The organism is Candidatus Xianfuyuplasma coldseepsis (assembly GCF_014023125.1).
Lineage (GTDB): Bacteria > Bacillota_I > Bacilli_A > Izemoplasmatales > Izemoplasmataceae > Xianfuyuplasma > Xianfuyuplasma coldseepsis.
Genome location: NZ_CP048914.1, coordinates 1,037,781 through 1,051,980, shown reverse-complemented (window position 1 = coordinate 1,051,980; position 14,200 = coordinate 1,037,781). Strand labels below are relative to the sequence as shown.

The 14,200-nt window shown below is 33.4% G+C and carries 13 protein-coding genes; 12 read left to right on the top strand and 1 reads right to left on the bottom strand.

From position 1 onward, the window contains the following. Positions 1-121: 121 nt before the first annotated feature. Positions 122-1,150: a protein NO VEIN domain-containing protein gene (locus G4Z02_RS04945; RefSeq protein ID WP_258876891.1), complete on the bottom strand. Its 1,029-nt coding sequence runs from the start codon at positions 1,148-1,150 to the stop codon at positions 122-124. 136 nt (positions 1,151-1,286) lie between these two features. Here G4Z02_RS04945 and G4Z02_RS04940 point away from each other — a divergent pair, with 136 nt between their 5' ends. The 12 genes from G4Z02_RS04940 (at position 1,287) to G4Z02_RS04885 (ending at position 14,200) form a co-directional block, all read left to right on the top strand. Further along, entirely contained in the window at positions 1,287-1,598 is a 312-nt protein-coding gene (locus G4Z02_RS04940) for a hypothetical protein (RefSeq protein WP_258876890.1), read from the top strand. Between the two features lie 283 nt (positions 1,599-1,881). Next, complete coding sequence (locus tag G4Z02_RS04935) at positions 1,882-4,260, top strand: AAA family ATPase (RefSeq protein WP_258876889.1); 2,379 nt, start codon at positions 1,882-1,884, stop codon at positions 4,258-4,260. Continuing rightward, positions 4,253-5,317, top strand: a complete 1,065-nt coding sequence (mcrC, locus tag G4Z02_RS04930) for a 5-methylcytosine-specific restriction endonuclease system specificity protein McrC (RefSeq protein ID WP_258876888.1) — start codon at positions 4,253-4,255, stop codon at positions 5,315-5,317. The genes G4Z02_RS04935 and mcrC overlap by 8 nt, the downstream gene beginning before the upstream one ends. Before the next feature lie 310 nt (positions 5,318-5,627). After that, positions 5,628-6,656 (top strand): macro domain-containing protein, encoded by a 1,029-nt coding sequence (locus tag G4Z02_RS04925; RefSeq protein WP_258876887.1) that lies wholly within the window; start codon positions 5,628-5,630, stop codon positions 6,654-6,656. Between the two features lie 102 nt (positions 6,657-6,758). Next, complete coding sequence (locus G4Z02_RS04920; protein ID WP_258876886.1) at positions 6,759-7,403, top strand: vWA domain-containing protein; 645 nt, start codon at positions 6,759-6,761, stop codon at positions 7,401-7,403. 182 nt (positions 7,404-7,585) lie between these two features. After that, positions 7,586-8,074, top strand: coding sequence for an NUMOD4 domain-containing protein (locus G4Z02_RS04915; RefSeq protein WP_258876885.1), 489 nt, complete (start codon positions 7,586-7,588; stop codon positions 8,072-8,074). Positions 8,075-8,278: 204 nt separating this feature from the next. Next, the gene (locus G4Z02_RS04910; RefSeq protein ID WP_258876884.1) at positions 8,279-10,171 is read left to right on the top strand and encodes a DEAD/DEAH box helicase family protein; all 1,893 of its coding nucleotides are present in this window, start codon (positions 8,279-8,281) and stop codon (positions 10,169-10,171) included. Beyond that, a complete protein-coding gene (locus G4Z02_RS04905; protein ID WP_258876883.1) occupies positions 10,164-10,301 on the top strand; it encodes a hypothetical protein in 138 nt (45 codons plus the stop codon). The genes G4Z02_RS04910 and G4Z02_RS04905 overlap by 8 nt, the downstream gene beginning before the upstream one ends. Next, positions 10,291-12,333, top strand: a complete 2,043-nt coding sequence (locus tag G4Z02_RS04900; RefSeq protein ID WP_258876882.1) for an AAA family ATPase — start codon at positions 10,291-10,293, stop codon at positions 12,331-12,333. The genes G4Z02_RS04905 and G4Z02_RS04900 overlap by 11 nt, the downstream gene beginning before the upstream one ends. After that, positions 12,326-12,865 (top strand): hypothetical protein, encoded by a 540-nt coding sequence (locus G4Z02_RS04895; RefSeq protein ID WP_258876881.1) that lies wholly within the window; start codon positions 12,326-12,328, stop codon positions 12,863-12,865. The genes G4Z02_RS04900 and G4Z02_RS04895 overlap by 8 nt, the downstream gene beginning before the upstream one ends. Continuing rightward, a complete protein-coding gene (locus G4Z02_RS04890) occupies positions 12,855-13,727 on the top strand; it encodes a DNA adenine methylase (protein WP_258876880.1) in 873 nt (290 codons plus the stop codon). The genes G4Z02_RS04895 and G4Z02_RS04890 overlap by 11 nt, the downstream gene beginning before the upstream one ends. Continuing rightward, the gene (locus tag G4Z02_RS04885) at positions 13,718-14,200 is read left to right on the top strand and encodes a DUF7226 domain-containing protein (protein ID WP_258876879.1); all 483 of its coding nucleotides are present in this window, start codon (positions 13,718-13,720) and stop codon (positions 14,198-14,200) included. The genes G4Z02_RS04890 and G4Z02_RS04885 overlap by 10 nt, the downstream gene beginning before the upstream one ends.

Sequence of the window (14,200 nt, the reverse complement as noted above, 5' to 3'; positions counted from 1 at the left end):
AAGCTAGTACTTCTTCCGACAAAAACACCCTTCTAATACTACCATAAATTCTCGGAAATCATCCTTTTTTTCTTATGCATGATAGAATAATTCCAGAATAATCCAAGGCTAATTTTCCAGATTATGATTTCTTATATGCCCTGTACGATTGTGGGATTAACTGAAATTCTTCTTCAATATCACCATTGGTTCGATAAAACAAGGGTTGTCCTCCTTCAACATCATACACTCGGTATATCCAATATTGATCTCCATATAGTTTTGATGTCTGTACTTCATTTGCACTGATATCAAACGGTTGGTGTTTGTTTGAGATTGTGGTTGTTTTAACTTCAATATATTTTTCCTGTCCAAGTTCATCAAAGGACAAGATATCATATCCATAACCATCTGCATCTTGAGAAACCCATTTCACCTGGTCCGCTAAATCATACCGTCCTAAATCATTCAAACATTGTTGTTCGTAAAATACAACAAGCTCTTCTCCACGTAAACCAACGGCAATATCTCGTTTAGCCTTGATAACAAAATCAGTTTTCTTAGCAAGTGTCCTTGTTTTCTTTGTCTTTAGTCGGGTTACTCCTTCTGGCACGTCTGTTTCAATTAAGATTACTTCGCCTTGAACAACACCAGATTCTTCCATCATATCGTGAATCATTTCGGACTCATCTAGAGTCATATCTAGAATAGTACTTGTTGTAAAAGTAGTATCATTAATTATAAGGCTATCAAGATATTCACCAAGTTCATCAGAAATGTGGAATAAGTATCCTTGATTACCATACCCATTGTCTGGTCTAAACGGAGAATATTTCTGAGGTAACATCGGACGTATCTCATTGATATAGTCCATGATTCTTATCTTGTTGATTGAAAATTCATAATCTATATAGACTAACCATCCCTCACGATTCCATGCGTCATTATCAAAAGGTTTATGTTTTGTATATACTTGTGAATTGACAATCCCCCTTGCTCTGACTTGATTGTCTACAACAGATATAACGATATCTCCGATCTTCAGTCCTTGCATCGTTTTCCAATGAAAACGTGGGTTTCCGCCATTTTTTGCTGTTTGTGGTGCCCATAATATTCCTTGTGAATGTTCCTCTTTATACGTACTCCCTTGAAATACAACATAATAGTTCATAGCATTACCTCCTTACATTTAGTATATCATAAGCTTGACCGAGTTATTTGTTCCTTTAGCATTAACAACAACGAGCGTACGGAAATTCGTAACTCACGTTTTTTCTGCTCTAGAATTCCAATTAGGTGGGTGACATATGAAAAGAATAAAATACATATATGATAACTATGGATTTAGATCATCTGATTCTCTAGATTTTATAGAAGTGGTTGTGAGAAGTAAAAGTATCACCTTTCGGTATGGGAAAAAGGAGTTATTCCTTACTAAACTAATTACATTTGATTTTGATATTATCAGTCGATTTAGTAACATCACTGTTCCAAAAGAGGACAAAGATTTTATAATAATGATGTTAGATGGATGGAATGAGTCCATTCAATTTGATAATACCCGTATAACGAATGCACCAGAAGAAGAAACTATTTACTTCCCTTTAGAAGATTACTGAATGAGTTAATTGGTTATGATTTTATCAGTGCTTCTATAGAGAATTATCCAATGATCTATTTTGAGAACTCCCATCATATAGATTAATACATTTATTTCATTTTTGAAAAGGTTAACAATATTCATAAAAGCAAATACGTCACAATATATCCATTACAGCTAATAGCCATATGCACTATGTCAGACTAAAGTAATCCTTTATGGGGTTGCTTTTTTTTGATATAATAGATAACTGAAGTAATAGTATAAATACAGAGATATTTCAAATCGAAAGGGGATCAAATATGTACAATGAACAAAACTTAGCAGAAATTTTGAATACCTATAAAGATAGCTTCAACTCCGCTCACTGGGTCAAAGAGGGATATAAGTGGGAAGCGGTAAAGCATTTTCAAAATAATTGGGATATTAATGCACATGATTTTAAGGAGATGTTTTTAGAAGCCACAAGCAAGACCAATAACCTATTGGCGTCCATGAATTTTTATCCTCGAAAAATGTTAGAGGTCCTAATTGATTTTGATGATGAGAAAGTTCGATCAATGTTTTTAAATTTGTATGACGAATCAAAAGACTTGCTAGAACGAGTGCAAGATTTTAAGCAGTCTGCAGATGATATGAAGAATCAATATAGCAATGATGATTGGAATAACCACTATCAAAATGCTAATGTAATTTCAACATATTTGTGGTTAAGATTTCCTGATAAATATTACATTTATAAGTACTCACTTATTGGTAAATTTGCGAAAAAGATTGGTAGTAACTTCAAGCCGAAACGCGGAAAACTCTCGGCTATAATTGATAGTTATTCTTTCTTAGATGAAGTAAAGGACTACATCAACTATAATTTTGAGATGAAGTCACTCCTAGAAAAACATATGAGTGAAGAACATTATGATGATCCAGAGCTAAACACTCTAATAATTGATTTTGAGCATTACACTGCTAGGTACCTTGATGAAGTTGAACCTGAATGGTTCCCAGCCAACTATACTCCCAATATTAGTGTTGAAGAGTGGGTGGATTTAATAAAGAACCCAGATGTCTTTAATGATATTTCTTTGCAAATAATTAAGCGATTTAAAGATTATGGTGGAATTGCAACATGTAAACAGTTGTCCATAAAATATGGCGAGACACCTGGATTTTATAATATGGGATCAACCGCACTCTCGAAAAGAGTTGTAACTGAAACAAACTGTGAGGTCATCAGTGATAATGAAGAAAATTCAAGATGGTGGCCAGTTTTGTATGTTGGGAAAAAGGCATCTAAAGAAGAGGCAGGAACATATGTCTGGAAACTAAGAGATGAGTTATCCGATGCTTTAGATCAAGTTGATTTATCAGATGTAGAATTGTTTGTCCAAGCTTCTGAAGAAACTGGGAATATCAATTATTGGTGGTTGAATGCCAGCCCAAAGGTTTGGAGTTTTTCAAATATTGCTGTTGGTGAAAGCCACTTCTATACTTCTAGAAATGAGAATGGAAATAAACGACGAATATACCAGAATTTTGTTGATGCAAAACCAGGAGATATGCTAATCGGTTATGAATCTAATCCGGTAAAACAAATCGTCGCGTTGTTAAAAGTAACAGACAGTACAAGCGAAGAAAATCTCCACTTTGAGAAAATAGAAGGGCTAGAAAATCCTTTGGATTACTCATTAATTAAATCCATGAGTGAGCTTCAAGGCATGGAGTACTTCTCCAATCCTAACGGAAGTCTTTTCAAACTTTCAGAAGGAGAATACAATTTTCTTCTAGATATGATTCGTGATGTGAATCCAAAGCAGCTGTATGAGATTGAACCTTATGGCACTGAGGATTTTTTAGATGAGGTTTACATTTCGAAAGAGCAATTTTTGGCTCTAAAAGAACTACTTAAGAATAAGTTGAACATTATTTTACAAGGCGCACCAGGAGTAGGTAAGACTTTCATAGCAAAAAGACTAGCGTATGCAATGATGGAGCAAAAGGATGTATCGAGAATCGAATTCATTCAATTTCATCAAAATTACTCATATGAAGATTTTATTATGGGTTATAAACCAATGGGGGAAGGGTTTGAGCTAGTAAACGGAATTTTCTACAAATTCTGTATGAAAGCTGCAAATAATCCGAATAAGTCCTATTTCTTCATCATCGATGAAATAAATCGTGGAAACATGAGTAAAATATTTGGTGAACTACTTATGCTAATAGAAAAAGATTACCGTAATAGTAAAGCTACGTTAGCCTATAACGGTATGAGTTTTTCAGTACCTGCCAATGTTCACCTCATTGGAATGATGAATACAGCGGATCGAAGTTTGGCTATGATAGATTATGCACTAAGAAGAAGATTTAGTTTTTATGAGATGTCTCCAGGATTTGACTCTGATGGTTTCAAGCGATACCAGAAGTCTTTAGACAATGAAACCTTTGATGATTTGATTGGTAAAATTACCGAACTAAATCAAGAAATTACTAAAGATAAATCTTTAGGTAGAGGATTCAATGTTGGACACAGCTTCTTCTGTGGACAAAAGATTTGTACAGAAGAATGGATGAGACAAGTAATTGAGTTTGATATTATTCCTATGCTGAATGAATATTGGTTTGATGATGATACCAAAGTCAGAAAGTGGGAAAACATACTCAGAGGAGTTTTTGATGAATAAAAATCAAAATATCTTAGTAAAAAATATTTATCATATGCTTTCATATGCATTCCGAGTCCTAAAGACTACAAACTATGATGACTTATCAGGAGAGTCTTTTGAGAATACTCAAAACTTGTTTTCAGCAATACTATCCAAAGGAATTATTGTGTTGCTTAAGCAAGGTCTATATCAGGAATATTTGGTTAAAGAAGAGTCTTTGAAAACCTTAAAAGGGAAGATTGATTTAGGTAAGACGATTCGTCATAAGATTAACAACAAACAGTTGCTTTCTTGTGAGTATGACGTTTTAACGGTTAATAACATATACAATCAAATCATCAAGAGTACTGTTATGATATTGCTTCGACACGGTGACATTGATGACAACTATAGAGATTCTTTACGAAAAGCCATTGTTTTTTACTCTGAAATTGATGAGATTGATGTAAAGCAAATCAAGTGGAATCAAATCAAGTTTCATAGAAACAATCAACACTACAAGCTGTTGTTAAATATCTCATACTTCATTTTAAATAACTTATTAATGACAGAAGAATCTGGTGAATATAGACTCAACAACTATCTTGATGAACAAAGAATGTCTTCTGTGTTCGAACATTTTGTGTTGGAATATTATAAATATCATCACTCATCTTTAAGGGCAGGAGCTTTCAAGATTAAATGGGATGTTCCGGAAGAGAGTGATATTAGGTATTTACCAGAGATGAGAACTGATATTACACTACAAAATTCAAATAGAATGTTGATTATTGATACCAAATACTATAGCAAGTCTATGAGCACAAACTCTCATTTCAACTCCCAAACATATCACTCCAATAACTTGTATCAAATCTTTAGTTACGTTAAAAATTCTAGTTCACAGTTTGCTGGTGAGGTAGCTGGGATGTTATTATATGCGAAAACAACAGAGTCAATAACACCGGACTCAGACTTTTGTATAGGAGGGAACAATTTCTACATTAAAACACTAGACTTGAATGTCTCTTTTGAGTTTATAAGAAAGCAATTAGATGGATTCCTAGATTACTTTATGACAGAAGAAGTTAGCTAAAAAATCTGATTTGATTTCACATTCTTATTAATGAGTTTTTTACAACTAAAAACGTTACAACGAGCCGTATCACAAGTAATAGCAACTAATGATATGCATACCACAACAAAGCCCTTTATGGATATTTGTTATGAATCGGTATAAGACCTGATATTTATAATATTTCGTGATATAATATGATTGTGTAAAATTTTTTTGTAGGCTCATATAAGGTCACTCTAGAAAAGATTACACAATACTAAAGAAAATATCCGGTCGAGATTTCGTAAGGTAAGTCTGATAAATATAACGAATTATTAGGGGGTCTTTCATGCCATTACTATTTGTTCGTAATGATATCACAAATATGGATGTTAATATCATTGTCAATTCTACAAGTTCAGAACCAGCTTTTGGTCACGGTGTTGATTTCGCAATATATGACAAAGGTGGAGAAGAGCTTGTTTTTGCACGTCAAAAACTAGGATACATTAGAGTTTGTGAAGCAAAGTTTACGCTCTCCTATAATCTCCCATGTGACTATGTGATTCATACAGTTGGTCCCTATTGGAGAGGATACGGTAAAGAAACAGAACAAGCTCTAATCAGTACCTATCAGAATGTGCTTAAACTTGCTGAGGAAATGCACTGCGAATCCATTGCCTTTCCATTAATCTCATCTGGCCAAAATGGATTACCTAAACTAACCGCATTTGATGTCGCTAAATGGGCTATCAGATTATTCCTCAATGATCCATCTAGAACATCTGACATGACAGTATATCTTGTTCTGTTTGATAAAGAATCGTACAACATCGCAAAAAATCAATATGATAATATTTATACAAGCATCGATACCAACTATACTGCCATGCAGATGGAGAGAGAACGCATCACCAGAGATCTCCATCATTTACTATATAGAAGACCACACATCATGTTTGAGGAAGAAATCATGCATGACACCATCATGCGTCGGAGTGTTGCTCCATCACTAGATCATGAACTTGAAGAACTAGACGATGATTTCCGTAAGACATTGTTTCAGTACATTGATGAGAGTGGTATGACAGATCCTGAAGTATATCACAAAGCTAATGTAACAAAAGAAACCTTCAATAAGATAAAGAATAGGAAAATCTACAACCCAAGTAAAAAAATTATCTTAGCATTGTGTGTTGCGCTTGAACTTCCGTTAAACAAAACAAACAGCTTACTGCGAAAAGCTGGCATGGCTTTCTCACCAGCTCGTAAGTTCGATGTAATTGTGCGCTACTTCATTCGTGAAGGTATATATCGAATAGATGTCATTAACGAGTATCTCTATGATGAAGATCAAGATCTTCTCGGATCCAAATAACACTACAAATGTGTAGTGTTTTTTTGTAGCCTGAGAGGCTACGTATTTCTTCTTTTAACATGAGATAATTAGGTATCAAAAATAAAAAAGGAGGAATCAACTATGAATCAAAACTTATCTCAAATTATTTTTATCTTAGACAGAAGCGGTTCAATGGGAGGGCTGGAAGACGACACCATTGGTGGGTTTAACTCGATGATACAAAAACAGAAGAAACTGGAGGGAGATGCATATATTTCTACGGTTTTATTTGATGATCGGATAGACGTCATCCATGACAAAGTGGATTTAAAAGAAATTAGAAACCTAACACACAAAGAATACTTCGTTCGAGGTACTACTGCTCTTCTAGATGCACTGGGAAAAACCATTCGTAAAGTTCGTCACGACTATGCAGACACACTTCGAGAGGAACGTCCGTCCAAAGTGCTCTTTGTCATTACTACAGACGGAATGGAAAATGCCAGTGTACATTATACTAGACAAGATATCAAAAATATGATTGAGGAAGTCCAAGAGAAATATAAATGGGAGTTTATCTTCATGGGAGCAAATATTGATGCAATTGGAGAAGCAAGTAAATTGGGAATTCGTCGAGATCGCTCAGTTCGGTTTCATTCTGACAAAGTTGGTACTGGTAAAAATTATGAAGCTATCGACGAGGTCATGAGATCGTACCGCTCAACTGGCCAAATCGAGAAAGACTGGAATAAAAGTATTAACGAGGACTTCAAAACCCGTAAGTAGAGAAGCTGTATGTGTGCTTAACATACAATATCCTATCAGTATTGGCACAAAAAAATTTTCAGCATACGAAGGGTTTATGCTATAATATAGTAGAGTCTGTTAGGGAGTGATAAAACCAAAAACTGTTTCTACATAATAATACTTGTAAACTGTTTTTGGTTTTATTTTTATTGGAGGATCTTATGACAGAAATATGGAGAAAATTAAAAGGTTATGAAACCAAGTACTTAATATCATCACATGGGAGAATTAAAGTAAAAAACACGGGTCATATAATGTCTGAAATCATCTATAATGATAGACCTTACATTACGTTGACACAATTTTCAGTATCGAAGAATTTACCACTATCCCGCTTGGTTGCAGTGAATTTTATCGAAAACCCCGACAAGTTGAAATATGTCAGACACAAAGATAACAATCAAATGAACAACAAATCGGGGAATCTATACTGGTCTAATTCAAGATATAGAGGTCCAAACACATTCATATATATGTATGATTTTCAAACAGGTGAAGAAATTCAAATATGGAAAAGTATCAGATCTATCTCACTGTGGTTTAGAAAAAAAGAACCATATATAAAGTTTGATGCAGATGAGTTCAACACTATGTTGAAGAATAATAGACGATTTTCTATGTATGGTTACACTTGGGAATTGTTAAGGTAAGCGATTGGGGGAATAATAGTGATTTTAAGAGAACTCTCTTTAAAAATTAAGTATAATTCTTCAAAAGATTCGTTATTGAATGACTTTTACTTACCCGTACTAGAATCATCACTGGTGTATAAACGAGCTGTGGGTTTTTTTTCATCCTCAATTCTAATAGAATACATAAGATCATTAAGGACATTTGTATCAAATGATGGAAACATGAAATTGTTGATTTCACCTATTGTAACCGAAACTGACTACCTAGCAATGAAAGAATCATTAAATATTTCAGACTATATTAAGGGAGTCATGGATCGACAGTTTCACGATTTCTTATCTGGTGACAAAATCACAATTGCATCATCTCAGTTATTACTTATGCTTATTGAAAAGGGGAATCTCGAAGTTAAGGTCGCAATACCTAAAGACATTCCAGGTCTATTTCATGAGAAAGTGGGGATTTTCAAAGATACAAATGGAAATATAGTTTCTATACTGGGTTCCAATAATGAAACAAAATTAGCAGTAACAAAAAACCATGAATCATTTCATGTATTTTGTAATTGGATTCAAGGGCAAGAAATATTTTGTGAACAAAATGAAAGTGATTTTGATGAATACTGGAATAAACGCAATGAAAATTTGAATATTTATTCTCTTGAAGAGTCAGTCTCTAAACATGTTCTCAAACAATTCGAAACAGGTGAATCAATCGATGATCTTTATGGAATAATTACCATAGATGAAGATCCGAAACCGCAAGATTTTCTACCTTTTTCTCCATACGATTATCAAAAAGCCGCAGTCAAAGCATGGTTAAATGGTTATCAAGGAATATTCAAGTTTGCCACTGGTGCAGGGAAAACCAAAACTGCAATATACTTAATGCATTTATTAAAAGAAATAAGAGAGAAAAATATTTTTCTGATTGTTGTCCCTGATAAAACATTAGTATACCAATGGTCGCAAGAAATCAAAGATCTTGGATATAGTGTATTACAATGTTTCTCAGATAATTCAAAATGGTTCCCGGAATTCAACGACATAGTTGATATATATAATGTTTCTGAAACAGGAAATGATTATATTGTTAGTTCAATTGACACATTTTTCTCTGATAGATTTCAAAAAGTATTACAAAAATTAAATAACGACTACTTACTTGTAGGAGATGAGTGTCATACTTTTGGAACTGAGAAGAAATTACATAATGCACCGAAACCTGATAGAATTTTAGGACTATCAGCTACCCCTGAATTATTCTTTTCTGAATCTAAAACGAATAGATTGCTTGAGTATTTTGGAGGAATCATATATGAATATGGTTTACAGGAAGCCATTGCAGATGAAAAATTGCTAGGTTATACATATCACCCAATAGAAGTTTCATTGAATCTGGATGAAAAGGATCGATATCGAGAATTAACTCACAGAATAGTTAAACTAATAGGCCACGATGTTGATTCTCCATCAGATGCATACGACAAAGCTCTTGAAATGTTACTTTTTAAAAGAGCTAGAATAGTTTATGGTGCGGTAGAAAAACTGCACAAACTGAAAACATTATTACCAGAATTAGAGAGCAATAGAAACTTACTAATATACTGTGGAGCAACAAGTTATGACAAGTCATTCCAAGATGATAGTTATAGCGATTCAATCACGCAACTAAAAGAAGTTAATATTACATTGAAAAATCTTGATATTCCAAGTGCTCAATATACACAATCCGAATCAGGGAGAGAGCGGCAAGATTCGATCAAGTTATTTCAGGCCGGTACTCTTAAAACCCTTGTAGCTATAAAATGTTTAGATGAAGGAGTAAACATTCCTGAAATTGAAAGAGCGATCATTTTGTCCTCTTCTACTAATCCAAGAGAATTCATTCAAAGAAGAGGTCGTCTCTTGAGAACCCACAAGAACAAAACACACGCCTCAATATATGATATGGTAGTGCTAGACTTTGAACAGGGGTTTGAAGGTATAAATCGAAAAGAATTAGAACGAGTTTTCGAATTTTCGAAAATTGCTATGAACAAAGAAGATTTAATTCGCAAGTATTCTAGATTGTTTGACACATATCTTGAGAAAAGGGGGAATCTAAATGAATGACGATTTAGATAAGTTAATGAATGAATTACTTGCAGCAATTGAGGAGGTACTCTATTTGGAATTACAGTATAGCGATGCTGACATCGTAGACAAACTAATAAGTATTGTGGAGGTTAAATATGATATTTAAGTATATCAGATTACAAAATTTCAGACAATACAAAGGTGATCATGAGTTTTCTTTCACGCAGCCTGATTCAGGTCAAAAAATGACTTTAATCATCGCTAAAAATGGTGTAGGAAAAACAACTTTTGTTCAAGCATTTAGATACTGTTTTTATGGCAGCAGTGCCAATTATTTAAAATTGCCTAGAGCCGATGATCTGCTTAACAATTCTCTGATGAAAGAGTTAAAACAACTTGATACCGTTGAATTAGGTGTGGAAGTAGCGTTTATCCACAAAGATATTGATTATATTGCACGGCGTTCACAAGTATATCAAAAGAAAAATAACAAGATGAATAAATTTGGTGAAGAGAGTTTTACAGTATTGTATCAAACTGATGATTCGGGTTTGAAATCACTTGATAAAGCTTCTTCAGAAATTCGTATCTGGCAAATACTACCTCCAGGATTATCACATGTGTTTATGTTTGATGGTGAAAGAATGGAAAAAAGGATTGAGTCTAATGAATTCAAGAAAGAACTAAAAGAATCTATTTTGGGGATATTAGATCTCAAAAAACTAGATTATCTTATAAAATTTGTTGGCTCAGAAGTGAAGTCTCGTTCTATACTGGGAGTTTTGAATAATAAGATTGATTCAAAGACAAAAGAAGAGCGAGAAATTGAACGTCTCTACAAACAATATAAATCAAGACTTGAAGTTTTAGAAGTAGAGAAAATTAAAATCGATGACCGACTAGAAGAAATAGAAGTAGAGAAAAAGAAATATCGAGCCATTCAAAAAGAAATTGAGGACCACCAAAAAGATATTTCTAAACTCGAAATCTTAGAAGGTGATCTAAGAACAACTGAAAAAGAGTTAAATAATCTAGGGGAAAAATACTTACTTCATTCTGGAAAAGCAATAATTAACAAACTCTTATTATCTCAAAAGAAAAAATATGATGAATTTATTGAGAAAAAGGATAGTACTCAAAGATTTTTCCAATACCTTCATGTGGATACACTTTCAGATATACTTAAGCGAAAAGAGTGTGTTTGCGGAACAAAGATACTTGAACATTCAAATGAAGAAAAGTGTATACAAGAACTATTTCTTACAGCTCTACCAGTGGAATCGGCGCATCATTTGAATAGAATTGCTGATACCTTTCGTCAGACAGTCAATTTCAAGGAACAATTTGATGAATTAGAACTCCTTAAACTCGAAATCGTAAAGCAAAAAGGTATACGGAGAAAAACCGAAAACAATAAAAAGGTTCTAGAAGAAAAAGTAAGACAAAGAGAACAAGAAATGGGTGAATCAACCCAAATCAACATTGATGACCTTGAACAAGAAAAAGATGAACTGACAAAAAAACTTGGTCAAAATGAAACATTAACCAAACAATATACTACAGCTTTTAAACGTAAAGAAAACGAACGGAATGCCGTCCTTCGAAAATCAGAGAAGAACGTCAAAGTGAAAGCTGCTATGGATGATATTAATAAAATCAAAGATAAATTAATCCAAATGAAGGCGGCCAAAGATCAACAAGCAAGGAACATCCTCTCCAAACATTTCAATGGAAATTTATCAAACGTGATCCAAGGTGATTATTCTGTTGAAATCAACGATAAATATAGTTTATCAATATATGATAACGCCATATCACTGGATGTCACAGATATAATGTCTACAGGGCAAAGCGTTGTAATTTCGTTATCTTTCATCAAATCACTAATCGAGACTGCAGAAACCTTATCTCTACGGATCGATAAATCACAGAGTTATGGTGTTATTATGGATGCCGCTTTATCCAATGTTGATGAGACTCACATAAATAATCTTTGCACCTTTAACCTTAATAAGTTATCTCAGTTGGTCTTCCTGTCATTCAAACGTCAGTTAAGAAATGAAATGTACGAAGGGATCAAAAACAACATTGGGAAAGCATATTCACTTGAAAAAATTGACAATCAAATAATTTCATCTGAACTTGAACTAACAGGTTTGGACGAATTCATACATGAAATGGAGGAAAACAATGGCTGAATATAAAAATAAATCCGCAGATATTAAGATTCAATATTGTATTGAACAATATGATCGACTAGAAACATTGTTCAAACTTGACTTTCATGAATTCGCGCTATTGCTATCTCTCATGGGATTCTTGCACGGTGAAAAACTACCTATAAATGCTAATGATAACAACAACAAAGAGCATACATTTTCACGTACAACATACGACAGAGCAGAAACTGATTTTGATGCATATTTTGGCTTGTTGACAATATTGGACAACCAAGCTCTTGGATATGACGAAGTCATAAACAACATTGCATTTGAGAAAACATCTCAAAACAATGTTTCTTTTCCAAAATTAACTAACGTGAGTACCTTCTACGGCTACTTAATTTCCGGTATTGAGAAAACATTTGATGAGTTCTACAAATATGGAAATAAATCGTATGATGTTGCTTCTGCTATTCATGATTTTCTAAATACTGACATTAATTCAGAAATGTTAATCATTGATGAGTTGCTTTTGGTAGAACTTGAGGAAGAAGACAATGAAGTATAAACCCGTTCTGAAGTGGGCGGGGGGAAAACGATCTATTTTGAATCTAATTGAAAACCGATTAGAGAAGCTTGATACCCAGAATGCTACATTTTTCGACTTGTTTGCCGGAAGTGGTTCGGTTGCATTTCATGTAGCGGACATGTTTGATCATATAGTAATAAATGATACGAATGAAGAATTGTATAATTTATACACTGTTATTAAAGATGACCCTATTTCATTGATTGGAAACCTTGAAAAACTGAAATCTTCTCATAGTAAGGATCAATATTATGAAATCCGCGAGTGGGACAGAAGTTCTGAATACAAGAAAATTCATAAAAGTGATGAGCGCGCGGCAAGAACAATATATTTAAACAAAACCTGCTACAACGGTTTGTATAGAGTGAATAGTAAGGGACAGTTCAATGTTCCAATTGGGAGATACGAAAATCCAAAAATCAATGATTTCAAAAATATCCAGACATTATCCGATATTCTCAAACTGAAGTTCACAATATGTAATAGCGATTTCTCTCATCTCAAGAAGCATCTAAAAACGGGAGACGTTGTATATTTAGATCCCCCATATGACAAAGAAAACTCCTCTTCTTTTGTTTCTTATACTTCAAAAAAATTCGATGTTTACGATCAAGAACGATTAAAAGATTTCTTTGATGAATTGACAGATATGGGTGTTTATGCTTGCTTAAGTAATTCAGCAACTGAAAAAATAAAAGATTTGTATAAAGAATATATTGATGACGATTCTTATATTACTGTTCAGAGAAATATTAGTTCTAAAGGTGATTCTAGAATTAGAGCCGAAGAGATTTTAATTGACAATTTCAATTTTATCAAGGAGAAGGCAAAATGTTTATAAAGCCTAAAAATGCAAAAGTAGAGTTAACTTTTCCTCAAGCTAATGACATTTATAAGATTATCAAATTTGGTGATGGCTTAATGGGTAATTTTTTTGAGAAAAGGCTAAATAATATAAGTCTTGATATATCAGATAGACAAATAAATTACTATTATTCTTCAGGAGTATATCTTGGTCTATTCAAACAACGAGATAGAGCATTGACAGAGCTGGGTGAATTGGTATTCTCTCAAAATTTTTCAGATGTTTTAAGATTACTTGTATATCTAATTCTATCGGACCAAGTATTTTATGATTTTTTTATAAATCGAAATATGAAAAGAACTGAAGAACTTTTAGTTAGTTTATTTAATTTGGATGGTACCACACCTGGTCGACGAGCAGAGCAAGTTAAGAAGTGGATAGATTGGTGTGATATAGTCATTTCTGAACAAAAGATCGAGATATTTGAAATGACCGAAGGGAGTATGTAA